Origin of the sequence: Chitinophaga sp. YR627 (genome assembly GCF_900114995.1) — a bacterium.
In the GTDB taxonomy this organism is placed as follows: Bacteria; Bacteroidota; Bacteroidia; order Chitinophagales; family Chitinophagaceae; genus Chitinophaga.
This window is the reverse complement of sequence record NZ_FOUX01000003.1, coordinates 938228-957991: the sequence shown is the minus strand read 5'-3', so window position 1 is coordinate 957991 and position 19764 is coordinate 938228. Positions and strand designations below refer to the sequence as shown.

Sequence of the window (19764 nt, the reverse complement as noted above, 5' to 3'; positions counted from 1 at the left end):
TTTCATAATTTTTTTTCGGGTTTTATGGAATCAGGGGGTAGTCCTGCATCTTAAATGCGGACTCAAAACAATGCGCCATGCAAAAACATCTCACTCTTCTGCTCCTGAGCTTTATGGCTTTCGGCATAGCAGATATACCTCATGAAGGATTTGCACAATCGATCACCGCACCCTCCCCTAAACTTAAATCTGTTAAAATAAAAGGCCGCGTCACCGACGCTGACAACAAAGATCCGCTTGCCGGCGTGACGATCAGCGTACATGGGAAAGGTGGCAGATGGGGCACAATAACTGATGCAGATGGCCGCTTTGAGATGATGATAGACACCACAACCATAGTGGATGTGATGTACATTGGGTATAAAACCAAAGTTTTTACACTCAGAAAAGCACTGGCCAAATCAACATTTAATATTCAGCTGAAACCAGATAATACAAGTCTGGAGGAAGTTGTAGTGGAAAGGTCTATGATGATGTACCAGGCGCCGCAAACGGTAGCCAGTTCACCTATTCCGGCTAATCACACAAAGAGCACCGTTAATGTACTTTATGGATCAAGATCGCAGGCCAGTATCGGGTATACACGACGGGCACAAGACAATACAGAAGACTATAGTCCTGTCAATGAGAACAGCTTTCACACCGTATCCAGTGATCCGCTCAGCACCTTCTCTATTGACGTTGACAGGGCCTCTTATTCCAACGTCCGCCGTTTTCTGAATGAAGGCAATATGCCACCGGTAGACGCTGTGAGAGTAGAGGAAATGATCAACTATTTCGATTATAAATACAGTAATCCAACAGATAATGTGCCGGTAGCAATACGGACCGATATGGCCGTGTGTCCCTGGAATACTGCGCATCAGCTGGTACGCATTGCATTAAAAGGGAAAGATGTCGCAAAAGACAACCTACCTCCTTCCAACCTGGTGTTCCTGCTCGATGTATCCGGCTCTATGAGTGATGCGAATAAACTGCCGTTGGTAAAGCAGGCCTTCAGGTTACTGGTGAATCAGTTAAGACCTGTTGACAGAGTTGCGATTGTAGTATATGCCGGCGCTGCAGGACTGGTATTACCGTCTACTTCCGGTGAACATAAAACAGTCATACTCGATGCGCTGGACAAACTGGAAGCCGGAGGCTCCACTGCTGGCGGAGAAGGTGTACAACTGGCCTACAAAACAGCTACTGAATACCTGCTGAAAAATGGTAACAACCGCGTGATCATTGCGACAGATGGTGACTTTAACGTTGGTCCGTCCAGCGATGGCGAACTGCAACGCATCATCGAAAAAGAACGTGAAAAAGGTATATTCCTTTCCGTATTAGGCTTTGGTATGGGGAATTATAAAGATAACAAGCTGGAACTGCTGGCAGATAAAGGAAATGGTAACTATGCCTATATCGATAACTTCGAAGAGGCACGCCGCACCTTTGCCACCGAGTTTGGCGGCACCCTGTTCACCATTGCGAAGGATGTAAAGCTGCAGGTGGAATTCAACCCTAAATATGTACAATCGTACAGGCTGGTAGGTTATGAAAACAGGTTATTAAATAACGAAGACTTTAATGATGATAAAAAAGATGCCGGTGATATGGGTGCAGGCCATACCGTGACAGCCCTGTACGAAATTGTACCAGTAGGCGTAAAGACTGGTCAGCCGGCGGTTGACCCATTGAAGTACCAGCAGCAACAGCCTGTGCCCGGTAATAACACGGAAGTGCTAACTGTAAAACTGCGGTATAAAAACCCTGCTGACAGCAGCAGCCAGCTGATTTCCCAGGTACTGCGCTGGAAACAGCAGGATATCAGCGCCGCTCCGGAAGATTTCCGTATGGCCACTGCTGTTGCAGACTTCGGACTACTGCTGCGTAACTCCGAACACAAGGGGAACGCCAGCTATGAGCAGGTACTGAAATTAGCTGGAAACGCCCGTGGGACGGACGAAGAAGGCTATCGGGCAGAATTCATTCAATTGGTAAAAAAAGCGCAATTAATCAGTAACAATCATGGCACTAAATAGTTCGTTTTAGCCGGCCTTTCTTCCTTGTTTTTCCCGGGTGGTTCAGGGCTTTAAGACCCTGAACCACATTTTCGTTGCATTATTGTTATTTAGCCTGCCGGACTTTGAAAATTTTGGTATTTTGCATTCATGATAGTGAATCTAAGTAGTACCAATTCGTTAGTAGGAGAATGGCTGAGTGAGATAAGAAGCGCTGAAATCCAGACAGACCGTATGCGTTTCAGACGCAATATGGAAAGAGTGGGCGAAATCGCCGCTTATGAGATCAGTAAAACATTGGAATACGAGGAGAAAGAAATACAGACGCCTCTTGGTATCGCTAACTGCCGGGTATTAAAACAACAACCCGTTCTCGCTACTATCCTGAGAGCAGGCCTTGCATTACACCAGGGTTTGCTGCACTACTTTGATAAAGCTGATCATGCCTTCATTTCTGCTTACCGTAAGCATAAACACGACGGCACATTCGATATCAGCCTTGAATACGTATCTAGCCCGTCCATTGATGGCCAGGTAGTTATCCTTTCAGATCCTATGCTCGCAACCGGCGCTTCCCTGGTAAAAACCATCGAACACCTGCAGAGCCTGGGTAAACCAAAGCATATCCACCTCGTAGTTGCCATCGCCTGTACTGTAGGAATTGAGTATGTACAAAGACACGCTGACAGTAATCTGAGCATCTGGGCCGGTGATATTGACGACGAACTAACGGCCAAAGGTTACATTGTTCCGGGACTTGGAGATGCCGGAGACCTCGCATTTGGAAACAAGCTACAGCAGTAAGACCTATAAACCGTGAGAATGGATCAATTTCAAAAAAATTGAGTATTCAACCAAATAAAAACAAGACTGTTTAAGCATTCATTTATAACACTTTAGGGATTTCTCTAACACAATGTTATATATTTTTAATTTGGAATATGAGTAGCATTGTGTACCTTCACATGGAACCATGAGAAAACCCTATACTTATAAGTATTTTTTTATGAAAAAAGTGTTGCTGTTTTTCACAATTGCCCTTTATCTGATGAACCCGGCCAGGGCGCAGGACCCGCATTTTTCGCAGTTCTTTGCTTCGCCACTCACACTTAATCCGGCAATGACGGGCCTGTTTTCAGGTGATTTTCGTGTCTCAGGGAACTATCGTTCACAGTGGAGAAGTATTTCAACTCCATTTACTACCGGAACCGCAGCGGTGGACTTCGGCATTCTGAAGAATGTGCTGAATTACACTGACATCTGGGGTGTTGGTATAATGGCAATGTATGACAGAACGGGCGGTGGTGCACTGACCTCTACATATTTAAGTTTTAGTACAGCCTACCATAAAGGATTGGACCCGGAAGGTAACCATACCCTGGCAGTTGGTTTACAGGGAACGTTAGTACAAAAACGCCTGGACCAGACGAAACTGGTATTCGAAAACCAGATCGACAATAACGGTTACAACCCGGCTATCCCAAGCGGTGAATCTTTCGTCAATCCAACCATCTCCTACTTCGATCCGAATATCGGTATCCTGTATAATGGTCTCGTAGGCGAATCTTCCAATATCTATGTTGGTGCGTCTTACTATCACATCACACAGCCGACTGAAACGTTCATGGCGCAGAACAACAACCGCCTGACTTCCAGATACACGGTGCATGGTGGTGGTTCCGTACCGGTGAATGGTGCTAACCGTATCCACTTCAGTGCATTGTACATGAAACAAAGTACTGCATCTGAGTTCTCATTCGGTGGCGCTTACGGTTTCAACCTGAACGGAGACGATGAAAATCCGACTACCTTCTACCTCGGTAGCTGGTACCGTTTGAAAGATGCGATCAACCCTTATGTTGGTCTTGAGATCAACGGTTTCACCATCGGTGCTTCTTACGACACAAACGTATCTACGCTGAAACCAGCATCTAACTATCGTGGTGGTATGGAGCTTTCCATTATCTACGTGCATAGACGCAATGAAGGAAGCAAATACAGAACGCTCTGTCCGAGGTTCTGATCTGATAAAAGATATTTAAAAAGAACCTGCCAGTTGCATAAGCTGGCAGGTTTTTTATTGTCCGTCTATATTTTTTACCATTGTTCCACTGATTTTTAGTTATTTACAACCGGATCAATGCTTATAGCGAATAACTAACCACTAAAATCCAGGATTTTGTTTTCATTCAGAGAAGTACTGGCCGCCATTCAGGCATATGGGAAGGCGCATCAGTTTATTATGCAGCACAGGTTATGGAAGTGGATACTTGTGCCTGGTATCCTTTACTGCATACTATTTATGACGGGCAGCTATTTTGTCTGGGGATATTCCGGAGAGTTTGTTGAATACCTTTTTAACCTGCTTCCACTTAAAATCTGGATACAGGATCTTGAAAGCAGCTGGGTCAGTTTCTTTTTTATTCTACTGGCCTTCTCCATCAGGATCATGATATTGCTGTTATATTTTTCCTATTACAAATATCTCTTTCTTATACTGGGTTCTCCCCTGTTTGCCTACCTCTCTGAAAAGACGGAGGCTATACTGGAGAGACGCGATTTTCCATTCAGCATGCAGCAGTTCCTCAAAGACATGGGCAGAGGTATTGTTATCTCGCTGCGTAACATGCTGTATCAGACGATCTGCGTGATCTTCCTGATCATACTCTCATTCATACCGATCGTTGGCTGGATCACACCATTGTTCGCCTTCTTTATCGAATGCTATTTCTATGGTTTCTCCATGGTTGATTACAGCTGCGAAAGGCATCAAATGAGTCCAAAACAGAGTATCAATTTCATCAAAGGACACAGAGGTATTGCACTCGGCAACGGTATGGTGTTTTACATCCTGATGTTCATTCCGGTACTGGGATGGGTAATGGCTCCTTCCTATGCAGTCATTGCCGCAACTATTCACTTATCCGACAAAAGATTATTGCATGGCGCAACCTGGTAAGGTATACCTGATCCCCACTGTACTCAGTGCAGACACGCTGCATACCATTCCTGCGTATGTAACGCCCGTGGTACAACAGATCAGTGTATTCTTTGTGGAGAATGAACGTACAGCCAGAAGATATCTGAAGGCGCTTGATAAGAGCATCAACATAGATGCGCTCCAGCTACTGCTGATGTCTGAACATCAGCCTCCTGATACTGCCCTGGCAAAACAGATACTGCTATCAGGCAAAGATATCGGTGTGATCAGTGAAGCTGGTTGTCCGGCTATCGCTGATCCTGGACATCTTGTCGTACAGGTAGCACATGCGATAGAAGCACCAGTCATTCCCATGGTAGGGCCTAACTCAATGCTACTGGCATTGATGGCTTCAGGCATGAATGGACAGAACTTTCAGTTTGTTGGTTATCTGCCGGTAAAACCACCTGAAAGGATCAAAGCGATCCGTGACCTGGAAATGCAGTCACAGAAGAAACAACAAACGCAGCTCTTTATAGAAACGCCTTACCGTAATAACCAGTTACTCAAAGACATACTGGATAACTGTAAGGACACTACGCAGATATGTGTGGCTGCTGATATTACAGGACCGGAAGAGTTTATCCGCACGAAAACAGTAAAAGCGTGGAAACAGGCTTTACCGGAACTGCATAAGAAACCAGCGATCTTTCTAATGCTGGCGCAGTAATTCAATTAAGAATTAAAAATTAAGAATTAAGAATTGCAATAAAAGCCTACCACCTGGTTAATATCTTTTTTACTATAAAGCAAGCGCCTGATCTGATGACAGATCAGGCGCTTGCTTTATAGTAAGCTGTACTAAACGGCTTAATTCTTAATTTTTAATTCCTAATTTCTAATAATTGACGTCTCTCACCGTAATCACGCTGTCTACAATAAAATTGCTAAACCCTCTCCATGGCACTGCGCCCAGGTATTCCTTGTAATGCACTTCTACAAACTTACCACTTGCAGTCATTAACTGTTGTGCGATACGCTCGTCAGCCACTGAAAACTGGAACTCATTGGATTGCAGGCTGCCGGGTTGTTTGGAGCGGTATCCGCTCTGAATAAGGCGGCCTTCATAGGTTTTGAAGACATACCCTTTCTCCATGAACTGGTTTAACTCTCCGGCCTTCACGCCACGTCCAAATACAAAGTAGTATTTGTAAAGGAAGAAGAAAACCAGCATCAGGAGAACACCTCCGACTACCATAAAAAGAAATCTGCGCATATTGTTTATTTGATCAGGTAAGGATTACAATCCATATTTATCGATCAGGTAGATCAGGCCTGCCATGCTGAATGCACCCAGTTCCAGCTCTCTCTTGTTCACCGCTTCAAAGGTATCGTTCGCAGCATGATGCAGGTCGAAATAACGCTGGGAATCAGGCATCAGTTCTCCCATTGGGGTACCGATCGCTTCGTACAGTTCTCCTACGTCCACGCCACCGCCAACACCTGTAAAATCGTATACATCATATGGCAGGAACAGCGGCGCCCAGGATGCAATCTTTGCACGTTTTTCATCAGGCATCATCAGGGAGAAACCACGGGGGGTAAAACCACCAGCATCACTTTCCAGTGCGAATATATGATGCTCTCCCTTTGCTTTTGCAACTTCTGCATATTTCTTACCGCCACGGGTACCATTTTCTTCGTTTGCAAACAGTACAACACGGATGGTATGTTTTGGTTTAAGGCCCAGGGCTTTGAAGGCACGCAGCAGTTCGACAGACTGTACACAGCCGGTACCGTCATCGTGTGCACCTTCATTTACATCCCAGGAGTCCAGGTGACCACCAACGGTGATGATCTGATTAGGCTGTTCAGTACCGCGGATCTCTCCGATCACGTTATGGCCAGTCGTGTCAGGCAGCATTTTACAGCTGGTACGGAGATATAATTTCATGTCGGATTCCCCTTTCAGGCGGTTACTCAGCAGATCTGCGTCTTCCAGACCGATCGCGACAGCAGGAATCTTAGGGAAAGCTTCATCATACTTCATGGCGCCGGTATGCGGGAGGTTGTTCGCTCCATGTGTCATGGAACGCACGACTACTGCCACTGCACCATATTTGGCAGCACGGCTGGCACCCTGGCCACGGTATTTCACTGCATCGCCATAAGACTCGAAGGTGTGGATCAGCTCTGGTTTGAAGTGATAGTTATAGAAAACGATCTTGCCTTTGATCTCGTCCTTTTTCGCCTCCAGGTCTTCAAAAGAAGCGACTTCAATTACCGGAGCGGTAATACCTGCGGGCGCACTACCAACGGAATTACCCAGGGCCAGTACGTTTAAAGGCGGTATAAAGTCGCGGCGGCGGGAAATAATACGCACTTCCTCCTTAGCGCCCCTCACCCAATGAGGCACCTGGCAGGCCTGCAGATACACCGTATCGGCACCGGCGTCCTTCAGTACCTTTTCACCCCATTTCTCCGCTTTCACCATCTGTGGCGAGCCAGCCAGACGGCCGCCTACCTGCTGGGTAAGCTCTTTCAGATTGGCATATGCCTTACTGTGCGTAAGCACTTCATTAGCAAGGCTTCTTAAGGCCAGGGAATCATTCTCTTTCTGTTGTGCACATACCGGAACGGCGATGGCCAACAGTGCCGGCAGCAGGTAATTTCTCATAAACACAGTCGATTTTAAAGGACTAAAACTAATTAAATAAGCCTGTTATTCAAATGGGTGCCTCATACATTAATAGGACAAGACAACCTTAACATGCCGCTAATCCCAATTACAGGGAGTAGCTAATTAAAATGTTATAATTTTGTAGTCTGTAATTAACGTAAAAACTGTGTTCTGCGTGAAGCGTTCTGCATTTCGATGCTAAACGTCTGGCACTGACGTTTAGCGTTTTAAAGTTTTAAATAACAACACATGCGAATTGGAATAGTATGTTACCCTACTTATGGGGGTAGTGGCGTACTGGCAACAGAACTGGGGAAGGCACTGGCAGATAAGGGACATATGGTCCATTTTATCACGTACCAGCAACCTGTGAGACTTAATGCCTTTCATGCCAATATATATTATCACGAGGTGCAGGTTCCTACTTACCCGCTATTTGATTTCCCACCCTACGAGTCTGCACTGAGCAGCACAATGGTTGATGTCATATTGAATCAGCAGCTGGATCTGCTGCATGTACATTATGCCATTCCGCATGCCTCTACAGCTTACCTGGCAAAACAGATCGTGAGCAAGCAGGGCCGTATTGTACCGTTTATCACAACACTCCATGGTACAGATATCACCCTGGTAGGTAAAGATAAGACCTATGCCCCGGTAGTCACCTTCTCTATCAACGAGTCGGATGCTATTACGGCTGTATCCAACAACCTCCGCGAAGAGACCTATAAATCATTCCAGATCGAGAAAGATATCGAGGTCATTTACAACTTCGTGGATACTGAGCGCTTCAAACGCCGCTCATCGGAACTGATGCACTTCAGAAATGCGATTGCGCCTAACGGCGAAAAAATACTCCTGCATGTATCCAACTTCCGTAAGGTGAAACGTGTACCTGATGTGGTAAAAGTATTCCAGAAGGTAAGAGAAAAGATCCCTTCCAAGCTGCTGCTGGTAGGTGATGGTCCGGACAGGCCTGCTATCGAGGCGATGTGCCGTGAGATGAACCTGTGCGGTGACATCCGTTTTGTAGGTAAACAGGAACAGCTGGAAGATGTAATGTCTATTGCGGACCTCTTTGTACTGCCTTCTGATTACGAAAGCTTCGGTCTGGCAGCACTGGAAGCGATGGCGGCAGAAGTACCGGTTATTTCTTCAAATGCAGGTGGTCTGCCGGAAGTAAATATCCATGGTAAAACAGGTTTCCTGAGCCCTGTAGGAGATGTTGACAGCATGGCTGAAAACGCCATTAAACTGCTGGAAGATGAGAAACTGCTGGCGGCGTTGCGTAAAGGTGCGCTGGAACAGGCACAACGTTTCCACATCGACAATATCATCCCGCAATATGAGGCACTGTATGAAGAAGTGATGAACAGAGCACTGGAATCTGTTGATAAATAAGTCTTTAAGCCTTTTACATAAAAGCGGCGGTCAGGGTATACTGACTGCCGCTTTTTTATTCAGCCGCAATAAAAAAGCCCCTGGAAGTTAATCCAGGGGCTTTTCAGTATGTTATTCATGTAGTTATTTCTTTCTGATCCAGAACTCAGGGTTCTGCTTCTGTATACCTCTGTAGATCTGCAATTCTACCTCTCCCAGGTTCTCCAGTTCATTGGTACCGGCTGTACCGATCACCTGACCTGTGCTCACCCTGTCTCCCGTTCTCACGTTTACACTCTGCAAACGGGCATAGTTGGTAAAATACTGACCATGTCTGATGATCACCAGCGAACCACCACCCGGAATCACAGCTACTGTTCTCACCTCACCCTGGAAGATTGCCTTTACAGGTGCTCCTTTGCCGGTTCCGATGATCACACCGTCATTCTCTACAGTGATCCTTTCTATTACCGCGTGCTGCTGACGGCCAAAGTGACCGATGATATGACCGGAACTTACCGGCCATGGCAGTTTACCACGATTGCTTTCGAAACTTTCTGACAATGCCAGTGCTTCCGGTGTAGCTTCAAGTACGTTCTCTGTACGTACAGGTTTTTCAGGCTCCGGAGCAGGTGTAGCAACCGGAGGTTTCGGCGCAGGTTCAACTGGCTTAGGATCCGGTTTATCAGGTTTATCGTTAGCAGCTACTGCATTATTGTTATTTGCATTCTGGGCGGCCTGGGCGGCAGCTTTTGCAGCGGCAGCATTCGCAGCAGCAAGGGCGGCAGCCTTTTTAGCCGCTTCTTCTTTTCTGCGTTTCTCGTCAGCAGCAGCTTTACGCTTAGCAGCTGCTTCCTCTTCGGCCTGTCTGCGGGCGATCTCTATCTCACGACGAATAACCGCCTGAATAGCAGCCTGTACCTTCTGCGCATCTTTCTTGTTCTTCGTGATGTCGGTCATCAACTCTTTCTCACGCCCTTTCAGATTGGTCAATACCTTATCCTTCTCCTTCTTATCCGTTTCAAGGATCGTACGCTGCTCCTGTTCTGTTTTCAGGGTACCGGAACGTTTTTCCTTCTGTTCCTGCAGACTTTCGATCTTCTTGCTCAGCAATACCCTGGTTTCCAGAATATTGTCCGCTTGTCTGCGACGATAATCACGGTATTGTTTCAGGTACTGATATCGTTTGATCGCATCATTGAAAGTCTCAGCAGAAAAGATGAAGTTCAGCATGTCATAAGTGCTGCGGTTTTTATACGCATATACGACCAGCTGTGCATATTGTGACTTCAGCGTATCCAGGTCCTTCTCCAGGGTTTTAATGTCCCTGTAGGCAGAGTTGATATCGCCATTGATGAAGTTAATTTCTTCGTTGATGTTATTGATAAGACGGGTACGTAAAGTGATTTTATCACGTAAGGCTCTTAACTGGCTCACGCTTTCACGGGTAGACTTCTTGGTATTCTTCAGTGCTTCATTCGCTTCATCGATCTCACGTTGCAGCTCTTTTTTTCTATGCTCGAGTTCTTCCCGCGACAATTGGGGAGCCTGTGCGTTTAGCAAGGCCGGTAATAAACCTAAGATCAATACAAACGGGAAAAACTTCTTCAGATTCAGCATGATGGTTTTAAAGATAGCTGCAAAATAGCAATTTACAAATTTCAGGTACAATCCAATACATTCCTACTCTCTTGTATAACCGGAGGGAATTGTGAATGGAAAGCTTAAAGGCTGTTCGAAATCTATTTTGTTAAATTCCATATTGATCTTTGTGTAGTTCTTCTCTTCCACAAAAACCCGCCTGAGGGTAGCAAATTTAACCTTATCTAATGATTTGTATTCACCATAAGTGAGTTCGATAGAACGCCTGCGTGTACTGTCCTTATCCATCACTTTGCTTTGTTGCAGTACATAGTCATCAGCAAAGACATTGAACAGGCTGGTGAACATGGTACTATCACAGGTGAAAGATATCACGGATGGCGTTTTTACGACCTGATATACGGAGTCTGTGAGATAGATGGGATTACCAATGATCAGGTCCTGTAAAGTCTTGAAATCGAAAGGAATATTCAGCAGGTCCTTTGCATTATTCATATCACGGAGATATGCTACTTTATGAAACTTATCGATCGCTTTCAGACTATCTGGTGTGATAATCGCCCTGGCTACTTCTCCGATGATCGGCGCCGATACGGAGATCCATATAATACTGTCTTTCTGCATACGCATGTTAGCGTTAATGCCCGACATCTGTTTGGCTTCCGTTTCGAAATCAACCTTTAATTTGGCGGAGAAGGTGTTAAAACTGATATAGTTGCCCCGCAGTTTTGCGAGCATTTCTTTATTAAAAGTATTTGCAGCAGCAATGGATGCGCTGTCTGCTGCTGAGGCCTGATGATGAGTGGTATCCGTTACCGGAAAAGACGTACCTGCTATCTGGCGGCTATGCCTGCATGAAAAGAGTCCCGTGCTTACAATACCTAATACTATCAGTGCTAATGTTTGCTTCATCATGATCTTTAATTCAATACATTCCCTGTTTCACCGGGAAGTTCCCTATTCCCTTTCGGTTGCAAGTATATACCGTTTTTCTGCAATTTTGCGGGCTAACCCTACCGAATTGGCGCCCTTTTGTTTGGCCAGCTGCCAATATTCAAGCGCTTTATCTACTTCATGGAGATTGAACAGGATATCTCCATAATGTTCCAGCATACCTGGATTCTCGCGTGCATCTTCGTGCTGTAAAGCCTTTTCCATCCATTCTTTAGCCTGTTCATAACGGGCCAAACGGAACAGGATCCATGCGTAGGTATCCATGAAATTCGCGCTCTCAGGTTCCAGTTCCAGTGAGCGTTTGGACATACTTTCTGCCTTGTTCAGCTGCTCTCCTCTCAGCGAGAGATAATAACTGAAGTTATTCAGTACCAGCGCGTCATTGGGTCTGATCGCAAGCGATTTGTCGTAACAACTGTCCGATAACTGATGTTGGCCAGTAGCATGGTAGGCATCTCCCAACAGTGAATATACATCTGCCCGGGTGCCTTTATCACCATTATTTCCGTTCTGTACGGCCATATTCAGTGCATCTATGGATGCAGGATAATTTTGCAGCAAAAAGTTAGCCACCCCTTTGAAATAATGCCCCATAAATTCCTTTGGAAAACGCTCAGATACTACTGAACTCACTTTCAGCAAATTAGCAGGGTCCTCTTTACGGGAGTAAAGCCACATCAGCTGGTACCACACGGTAAAACGTGTGGAATCCAGTGTAACAGCCTTATTATAATCAATCAGCGCACTATCCAGCATGCCGGCCTGAGAAAACATATCCGCCTGCAATGCATAGGCCTTTGCTTCATCAGGATGTGCATTGATCACCAGCTGAGACAACTGTAAGCCTTCTTTCAGTTTGCTGGTATCCAGTTTCTGCATTTGCAGGTAAGGATACACATACGCTACTTTCTCGTCAATGCTGTAGTCAGGATTGGTGAATGCACGGGTCAGATACCTCCAGTACTGGACTGTATCCCCATCTTTCTTAGCATAGCCCGACAGCGCTATCAATGCCCGCGGATTGGTAGAATCACGCGTCAACACTTCATTATAAATAGCTGTTGCTTCTTCTACACGATCGTTGGAATTGTAAATATCTCCGAGTATCAGGTAATACCTGACTTCCTCCGGGTTCTGATTAATAAGCTTCTGTACTTCAGCTGCGGCATCATCTATCCTGTTCAGTTTAAGGTACAGGCGCTGCTTCTGGAAGGCCAGTTCCTCTACCAGTCCTGTCCTTGCTTCGAGCGTATCAAATACGACGAGTGCGGCTTCTGTTTTATCTGCCTTTGACAGGAACATCCCCTTGTTGTAGATATACTCTTCATTTTCGGGATATCTCCTGGAAAGACGGTCATATACAGCTGCAGAACTGTCAAACTGTGCATTGACACCGAACGCATCTGCCAGTGTTATCTGGAACCATTTATTGGCAGTATCCATATTGGCTGCCCTGCGGGCAAAGCCCAGTGCATATTGCGGGTTCCGTACCTCGATGAAGAGGCGGGCCAGTTCGTAATAGGCAGTAGGATTGTTCCTTTTCAGGCGCAGGTAGTCAGAAAACTGTGTGATGGCAGTACGGTAGTCGCCCAGCATTTTGGAGCGTTCCGCAGAGAAGAAAAGACTGTCAGCCCTTTGCTGCAAGAGGGATGAATCCCGGATAACGTGTACGGTCCGGGAAGAAGACTGACGGGAGGCAACGGATTTGCCGGTGCGGCAGGCAGTCCCCAACACACAACAAAAACCTGCCAGTAACAAAGACAACCGGCTTACGCGTCTGCAGAAAGCCGGCAGACTGTTTATTACGGGCAAGGTTTTATCGTTATTGTGGGTTCTGAACATTTATTAAGATTTACCGGTGTGGCCAAAACCGCCGGCACCACGTTCTGTTTCTGTCAGCAGTTCTACTGCTTCGAGCTGGGCCTGTACAAATGGTGCGATAACCATCTGTGCGATCCTTTCACCGTGGGCAATTGTCTGTGGCTCGTTTGACAGGTTGATCATAATAACTTTGATCTCTCCTCTGTAATCCGCATCAATTGTGCCGGGTGTGTTCAGGAGGGTTAAACCCTGCTTGATGGCCAGACCGCTACGTGGCCTGATCTGGGCTTCATAGCCGGTAGGTAGTTCCATAAACAGACCCGTAGGAATGAGCATCCTCTCCAGTGGTTGCAAAGAAATAGCTGTTTCCAGGTTAGCCCTGAGGTCCATCCCGGCCGCTTCTGCTGTGGCATAGGCCGGCAGCGGATTTGCGGATTTATTGATGATTTTAACTGTAATAGCTGCCATTGATGCAAAGGTATTTTAAATAGTCCATAGTCGGCAGACTACAGACAATTGGTTGATTGATGATAAGTTATCAGGCCTTTTCCAGGAGTACGGTCGCGTATGCCACCACACCTTCTTCACGCCCTACAAAGCCCAGTTTCTCAGTAGTAGTGGCTTTGATAGAGATCTCCTCTGTTGAGATGTTCAGGATACCGGCAATGGTTTCCTGCATCTGTACTACATAAGGCTTGATCTTAGGCGCCTGCAGGCACAATGTGCTGTCAATATTGACCACCTGGTAACCTTTCTCATTGATGAGTTCCAGTGTACGTTTCAGCAGTATTTTGCTATCAATGTTCTTGTACGTGTTGTCTGTATCAGGGAAATGAAGACCGATATCCCCGAGACTGGCAGCTCCCAGCATAGCGTCGCAAATGGCGTGTAACAGCACATCCGCATCACTATGTCCCAGAGCGCCCTTGTGGTGTGGTACCAATACTCCTCCCAGCCAGAAATCTCTTCCTTCTGTTAACTGGTGAAAATCTACCCCCAGCCCGATGCGCAATTTAGTCATGACAGATGTATAAACTTTGAAATATAAGCTTTTAAAAGCTAAAGTTATCGCAAATTAAAAATCCTCCGGCGATTTCCGGAGGATTCTTATATTTTAAAAAAACATTAACTATTTCAGTTCCAGCGATTACCAGGTGTTGCTGTTATCTTCTTCGTGGTGATCCAGGTCGAATACCAGGGAGAAGCGAAGGGTATTGGACAGCGGGTTACGCTGAATACCATTACCGGAAGGTACCAGATAGGAGAAGTTGAGACCGAACATGTTATATTTCACACCCAGACCAGCGGTAGCGTACTTACGGTTACCCTTGTCTTTGTTTTCGTAGAAATAACCGGCACGTACGAAGAACTGATCACGGAAAGCATACTCACCACCCATAGACACCGTAAACTCTTTCAGTTCTTCGCCAAAACCACCCGGTGCATCACCAAAAGAGGAGAAGATACCGGAGATAGTGGATTTCTGACGATAAAGACCTAAACTATCAGGCGTAGGCACCATCAGTTTATTCAGGTCGAGCGCCAGCGTCAGTTTGTTGGTCTCGTCCAGGCCGAATGCGTAGGAAGTACCCAGACCAAAGTTGGTAGGGAGGAAGTCTTTATTGGTAGCTGATTCTGTATAGGAGATCTTGGTACCGATATTGGTCAGTGCCAGACCTACGTTCCAGGTATTTACACTGTTATCAGACTTTTCGTAGTCTTTTGTATAGAAGAAAGAGAGGTCAGTTGCGAATGCAGTTCCAGGCTTGATCACACGGCCATTGATATCGCCGCTGGCAAGATTGGAGTAGATATAACGTCCGGCCAGGGCTACAGAGAAGTTATCAGATAACTTACGTGCGTAACCCGCATCAAATGCAAATTCACGTGGACGATAATCATATGTTGGCATACCGGTAATATCAGTAAAGTTGATAGTACCTAATGAGAAATAACGTAAGGAAGCAGAAACAGTCTGCATTTCATCCAGCTGGTAATAACCTGACAGATTAGCGAGGAATACGTCATTTACCAGTTCCTTCAACCAGGGAGTATAAGTAACAGAAATATTAGAGCGGGATTTTGCAAACGCCACCTTGGAGAGGTTCCAGTACATGGAATTCGCATCCGGAGAGGTAGCTACACCAGCATCACCCATCGCGCCCGCCCTTGCATCCGGCGAAATACGAAGGAAAGGTACAGCTGTATTAATAGTGTTTGTTCGACCATCGAGCTGACCAGATCCAATCTGAGCACTCATCGACAGAGAAAATAGGATGCAACAAATAAAGACAAGGTTGATAGTCACCTTTCTGATCATGCAATTATACATGCAATAGTGTTTAGAACGAGTTGTAAAAATAGTACGAAATTCAATATGTTCAATAACAGGGGCCTGGTAAGGGACGTGCGAATTTAGTTTTTGCATTTTGATGCATAGGTTAAAATACAGATACTTTTCCGCCTAAAATCGATGTTTTACCATTCGCTGTTACCAAAATACTATATATATACATTCCAGGCGGCACCCTTGCTTTGGAATCGTTCGTTCCATCCCAGGATGCCCCTACATAACGGCTACCACCATCATTTATTGTATGACGCATAGTTTTTATTTGTTGCCCTGTTATCGTATAGATCCGCACGATGACATCCAGTACCTGGTTCTGTTGATTATGCTCAAACGTGAACTGTGTCTGGTCATGAAACGGGTTTGGATAACAGCTGGCTTTTCCTACCGTCATCCCGGATGACTTTATCACCCGGAACTGCAATGTGGCCTTACCTGAGTTATTGTGTGTATCCCAGGCCCTGATAGCCATTGTATGCGGCCCTTCTGTAAGATTGTACAGCGGAAACCGTACATGGCCTTCCTGATAGCTGTCCGTTGTGGCTTCGAAGAAGTTATTCAGTATGTAATACTGCCCTTCATCATTGTCAAGTGTCGCAATCAGATCATGCCCTATCCCATAGCCGGAAGTATTGATACCCTGGTCGTCCTTCAGATGCAGCAGCAGCACCGGATTCTCGCCAGTCAACCCTCCGTTACGAAAATACTCATTGTCCAGATATGCTTTAATAACAGGTCCTGACTGATCTTGTTCAATATCGTCAGCCGTACCGCCTATCTGCACACCTGAGTAGACGCCACCAGCCGCCATGGTACTGTTGGCTGCATAGAAACTCAGTGCACCCGCGCCTGACTGATAATCGATATCTGCCGGCACTACGAATGAGCAGGAAAACTGACCATTCTGAACGCTTTGCTGACCACGATATAAGATGTTCTGCTGCTGATAATAAGCCGCCTTTGAACTTCCTGCATCATTACCAAGCGTATACTGCAGAACAGGTTTATCATACACAGTCGTGTAAAGGGTCCCCTTGTAGTTATCCTGCCGTATGCCCTGCTCATCTTCCAGATGGCCTTTCACCGTATAATTCCCCATCGCTTTCAGCGTATCAGGGATATCTCCGACAGCCTTTCCGTTGATAGAGTCCGTCACTACATGATACTGCGGAAACGCCAGCGTCAGCGCAGGATCACCCAGCAACTGAAACTTCCGGTTATTCGGAATGTCAATGAGTGTAGCAGATGTCTTATTCTTAGCCATCAGGGCCGCTTCTCCCAATGTGGGCATACGACCATCTTCACGGGGTGTCAGCAGCTTTTCCAGATAATTGGCATTCATCACCTTGTTGGAAGCAGAGAATACTGTCCTTGTAGTGGTCATCAATGCAATACCACCACCCTGTTCCTTCAGCAACAACTTTTCTCCCAGGGAAACATAGGCCGGGTTATCAAAGGGTGCAAAATCGCACGTTGCAGTGATAAACAACGGCAGTCTGCCAGCATTTTTCCAGGTATCCAAAGAACTTTCTTCCAATATGACCTCTTCTGCCAGCCGGGAATAGCTACCATGGCCGGTATAGTTCCATATCAGCGTCCCGTCAAAAAAGTCTTCTGCTATAGCCGTGTTGACCGCAGGATAACGGCTACCACCTGCATCCGCTATTTTCGGATAGGCATCCAGGTATATCTTTCTGATATTGCCTGCCGGCCATTGCGTACTTACTATCTGACTCATACTTTCCGCATCGGCAAGATGCAGATTATCATCGCCATCATCTGCCACAATCGTAATATGCTGTTGCCAGCGACCGTAGTTAGCCGGCACATTATATCCGATGATCTTATTCACTACACTTTCCGCCTGTGAAGGCTGTTGCACCGGCAACCTGCCTATCGCTACATCGAGCAGATTTACCCTTCCGTTATCGTTAATATCATCCATATCATCCAGAAAACCATAGAAGTCATCTGAAGGATAGGCATATACAGGATCCGTAGAAATAGTACTTTGCCAGGTTGGTACCATGTTCGTATTACCTGCTATCCTGTTTTTATAGTCGTAGGACGCATCTCCAAACAACAACAGGTATTGCAGCCCTCCACGATCATGACACATCTTCACAAAGTCCCTGATGGCCGTTGGATCCGGCGAACCGGAAGCAAATTCATTATAGATCTCATTCACTGTTACCACGCGTACATCCAGTCCGTCATGTGTACCATGCCATGCAGCCAGTTTGGAAGCTGCTGTCCGCAGGGACGGTGTGGTCACTATCAGCATATCTGCGCCACTTATGTCGTGTAAGTCCTGATTAGGTACTACGCCACCGTTAATAAGCGTCAGATCCTGTTTTCCGTCGAATGCCACATATTCATGTAATGTGCTGCATTCTCTTGAGAAAGTGAGTGTCGTACCTGTCAGCTGCGTTGTAACCCTTATCGGCGCGAGGGGCGATGTCACGTCCAGTACGATCGTAACGTTATTTGCTTCTCCGATACGATACTGTGCAATCTGTCCTGCCGCAACGGATGTTGCGTCCCGGAAAAACAGCTGATCCAGACCTCCTTTTTTCAGGGGACACCTGGCCTGCACACTGAGGTAGTCCAGCCATCCCTGAGCACCGCCACCACCCGGTGTGAATGTGAGTTCAACCGGCAGCATCTCACCTGCATAGGAAGCCGGGTAATAGCCTGAGGCCACCGCTGCAAATGATTCAAATATATTGCCACTGACGGGCGACAAATTAAGCGTGCCCGCGACACTATTCCCCACCTTTATGGAAAACCTGCTGGTACTGGTGCCTCTGGCGGCTACCCTCAGTCCTACCTTCAGTGACGTAGGAGTCTGTTCCATTGGAAATGCGATACCAACAGAAGGTTTTACGCTACTGAAGTTAGTACCCCACCATTGTTTACCACTGCTCAGAAAATTGATGCTATCGCTTTCATGCCATACGCGATAATCATAACTGTTGACAGTAACAGTGGCTGCAGGTGTGGTCAGATCCTGCGTGATTCTCTTTCCCGGACCTTTTCCAATGGTTACGAAATACCAGGCCGTATCAGTATACAGGTTCGTGCTCCGTGTAAAATTTCCTCCCTGGTATTGCCAGCTGTGAGGACCCGGTGCATAGAAAAACAATGCATCTCCCTGCTCCAGCAGCGCTACCTCCGGCAAATCATCATGCCTGCTGACAGCATTGCTCTCAGGTAACATTTGTCCTCCCGTACCATATAATCTTACTTCACTGAGACTCCCGCTGATACCAATTCTGTTCAGCAGAGACTTATCTATTTTGTAGATGCCTTCCCGGGTTACACCGAGCTTATACCAGCTCCCTTGGGAAAGCACTGAATGTGCAGCGTAAGGACCACCTCTCCCGTTAGCTCCTGCTACCGGCAGGTAACAGGCAAGTAATAAACAGAAGAAGACGGTTAGCTTCATAGTGGTTATTTGCGCAAACATAATAATTATAAAATATATTTATAGGGCGAAATCAGCCAATAGGACAGTTGTCACGAAATGTCTGCATGGGACAGCCTGATTGTATTTCAGCTTTTTATAACATGTGAAGATACACAGGCGGGACATTTTATGACATAGTATTTCCACTGAGTATAATAAGTAGCGGTATTGCAGCGTTCTATTATCGGTCGTTGCTGCCTGTAGCCAGTGAAATAAAAGATGAATTATCGGGACTGACAACCGGAACAGGAAATTCGTATATTTACGTACCCGGGGGATCGCAAAAAAGGAAGTAATGGAGTGATATGTATGTAGTAACCATATATCTATGAATCATAAAACCAACGCCACCTACTACCAGACAGCCGCCAGAAAGCCATTGGCAGGGATTACAGTTAAGATTAACTTAATACGTAGTTCAGTCCGCCCACAGAAATACTATCAACTGATTATCAATAACATAAACACTTAAAACCGGTGAACGCTTACAGATTAATTATTTTTACTATAAAATAAATTATCCTACATTTGCGTTTACCAATAACATCAAATAAAAAAGCTGAATCGCATGCATAGATTAACCTC

The 19764-nt window shown here is 46.0% G+C and carries 15 protein-coding genes; 6 read left to right on the top strand and 9 right to left on the bottom strand.

Going from position 1 to position 19764, the window contains the following annotated elements:
• The first annotated feature begins 77 nt into the window (after positions 1-77).
• From BMZ72_RS19475 to BMZ72_RS19455, 5 genes are all read left to right on the top strand, one after another.
• The gene (locus tag BMZ72_RS19475) at positions 78-2024 is read left to right on the top strand and encodes a vWA domain-containing protein (protein WP_089811280.1); all 1947 of its coding nucleotides are present in this window, start codon (positions 78-80) and stop codon (positions 2022-2024) included.
• A gap of 129 nt (positions 2025-2153) precedes the next feature.
• The gene (gene upp / locus BMZ72_RS19470) at positions 2154-2807 is read left to right on the top strand and encodes a uracil phosphoribosyltransferase (protein ID WP_089811278.1); all 654 of its coding nucleotides are present in this window, start codon (positions 2154-2156) and stop codon (positions 2805-2807) included.
• A gap of 202 nt (positions 2808-3009) precedes the next feature.
• Positions 3010-4026 (top strand): PorP/SprF family type IX secretion system membrane protein, encoded by a 1017-nt coding sequence (locus tag BMZ72_RS19465; protein WP_089811276.1) that lies wholly within the window; start codon positions 3010-3012, stop codon positions 4024-4026.
• A 156-nt stretch (positions 4027-4182) separates the two neighbouring features.
• Positions 4183-4962 carry an EI24 domain-containing protein gene (locus tag BMZ72_RS19460; RefSeq protein ID WP_089811273.1) on the top strand — a complete coding sequence of 260 codons (780 nt, stop codon included), beginning with the start codon at positions 4183-4185 and terminating at the stop codon, positions 4960-4962.
• Positions 4946-5653: an SAM-dependent methyltransferase gene (locus BMZ72_RS19455; RefSeq protein WP_089811272.1), complete on the top strand. Its 708-nt coding sequence runs from the start codon at positions 4946-4948 to the stop codon at positions 5651-5653. Before BMZ72_RS19460 ends, BMZ72_RS19455 begins: the two co-directional genes overlap by 17 nt.
• A gap of 168 nt (positions 5654-5821) precedes the next feature.
• Here the strand turns inward: BMZ72_RS19455 and BMZ72_RS19450 are convergent, their stop codons facing one another.
• A complete protein-coding gene (locus tag BMZ72_RS19450) occupies positions 5822-6199 on the bottom strand; it encodes a hypothetical protein (protein ID WP_089811270.1) in 378 nt (125 codons plus the stop codon).
• Between the two features lie 24 nt (positions 6200-6223).
• Complete coding sequence (locus BMZ72_RS19445; protein ID WP_089811269.1) at positions 6224-7600, bottom strand: M20/M25/M40 family metallo-hydrolase; 1377 nt, start codon at positions 7598-7600, stop codon at positions 6224-6226.
• Positions 7601-7852: 252 nt separating this feature from the next.
• Between BMZ72_RS19445 and bshA the strand changes: the two genes are divergently transcribed.
• Positions 7853-9004: an N-acetyl-alpha-D-glucosaminyl L-malate synthase BshA gene (bshA, locus tag BMZ72_RS19440; protein ID WP_089811267.1), complete on the top strand. Its 1152-nt coding sequence runs from the start codon at positions 7853-7855 to the stop codon at positions 9002-9004.
• Between the two features lie 123 nt (positions 9005-9127).
• Here the strand turns inward: bshA and BMZ72_RS19435 are convergent, their stop codons facing one another.
• From BMZ72_RS19435 to porU, 7 genes are all read right to left on the bottom strand, one after another.
• Positions 9128-10603: a murein hydrolase activator EnvC family protein gene (locus tag BMZ72_RS19435; protein WP_143087728.1), complete on the bottom strand. Its 1476-nt coding sequence runs from the start codon at positions 10601-10603 to the stop codon at positions 9128-9130.
• Positions 10604-10666: 63 nt separating this feature from the next.
• Entirely contained in the window at positions 10667-11500 is an 834-nt protein-coding gene (locus tag BMZ72_RS19430; protein WP_089811263.1) for a lipoprotein insertase outer membrane protein LolB1, read from the bottom strand.
• Positions 11501-11542: 42 nt separating this feature from the next.
• Complete coding sequence (locus BMZ72_RS19425) at positions 11543-13381, bottom strand: tetratricopeptide repeat protein (RefSeq protein ID WP_089811261.1); 1839 nt, start codon at positions 13379-13381, stop codon at positions 11543-11545.
• Positions 13382-13384: 3 nt separating this feature from the next.
• Positions 13385-13828, bottom strand: coding sequence for a dUTP diphosphatase (dut, locus tag BMZ72_RS19420; protein WP_012788859.1), 444 nt, complete (start codon positions 13826-13828; stop codon positions 13385-13387).
• Between the two features lie 70 nt (positions 13829-13898).
• The gene (ispF, locus tag BMZ72_RS19415) at positions 13899-14381 is read right to left on the bottom strand and encodes a 2-C-methyl-D-erythritol 2,4-cyclodiphosphate synthase (protein ID WP_089811258.1); all 483 of its coding nucleotides are present in this window, start codon (positions 14379-14381) and stop codon (positions 13899-13901) included.
• Between the two features lie 126 nt (positions 14382-14507).
• The gene (gene porV, locus BMZ72_RS19410; protein WP_255373241.1) at positions 14508-15620 is read right to left on the bottom strand and encodes a type IX secretion system outer membrane channel protein PorV; all 1113 of its coding nucleotides are present in this window, start codon (positions 15618-15620) and stop codon (positions 14508-14510) included.
• A gap of 181 nt (positions 15621-15801) precedes the next feature.
• Positions 15802-19158 carry a type IX secretion system sortase PorU gene (gene porU / locus BMZ72_RS19405; RefSeq protein ID WP_177222845.1) on the bottom strand — a complete coding sequence of 1119 codons (3357 nt, stop codon included), beginning with the start codon at positions 19156-19158 and terminating at the stop codon, positions 15802-15804.
• Between the last annotated feature and the right edge of the window lie 606 nt (positions 19159-19764).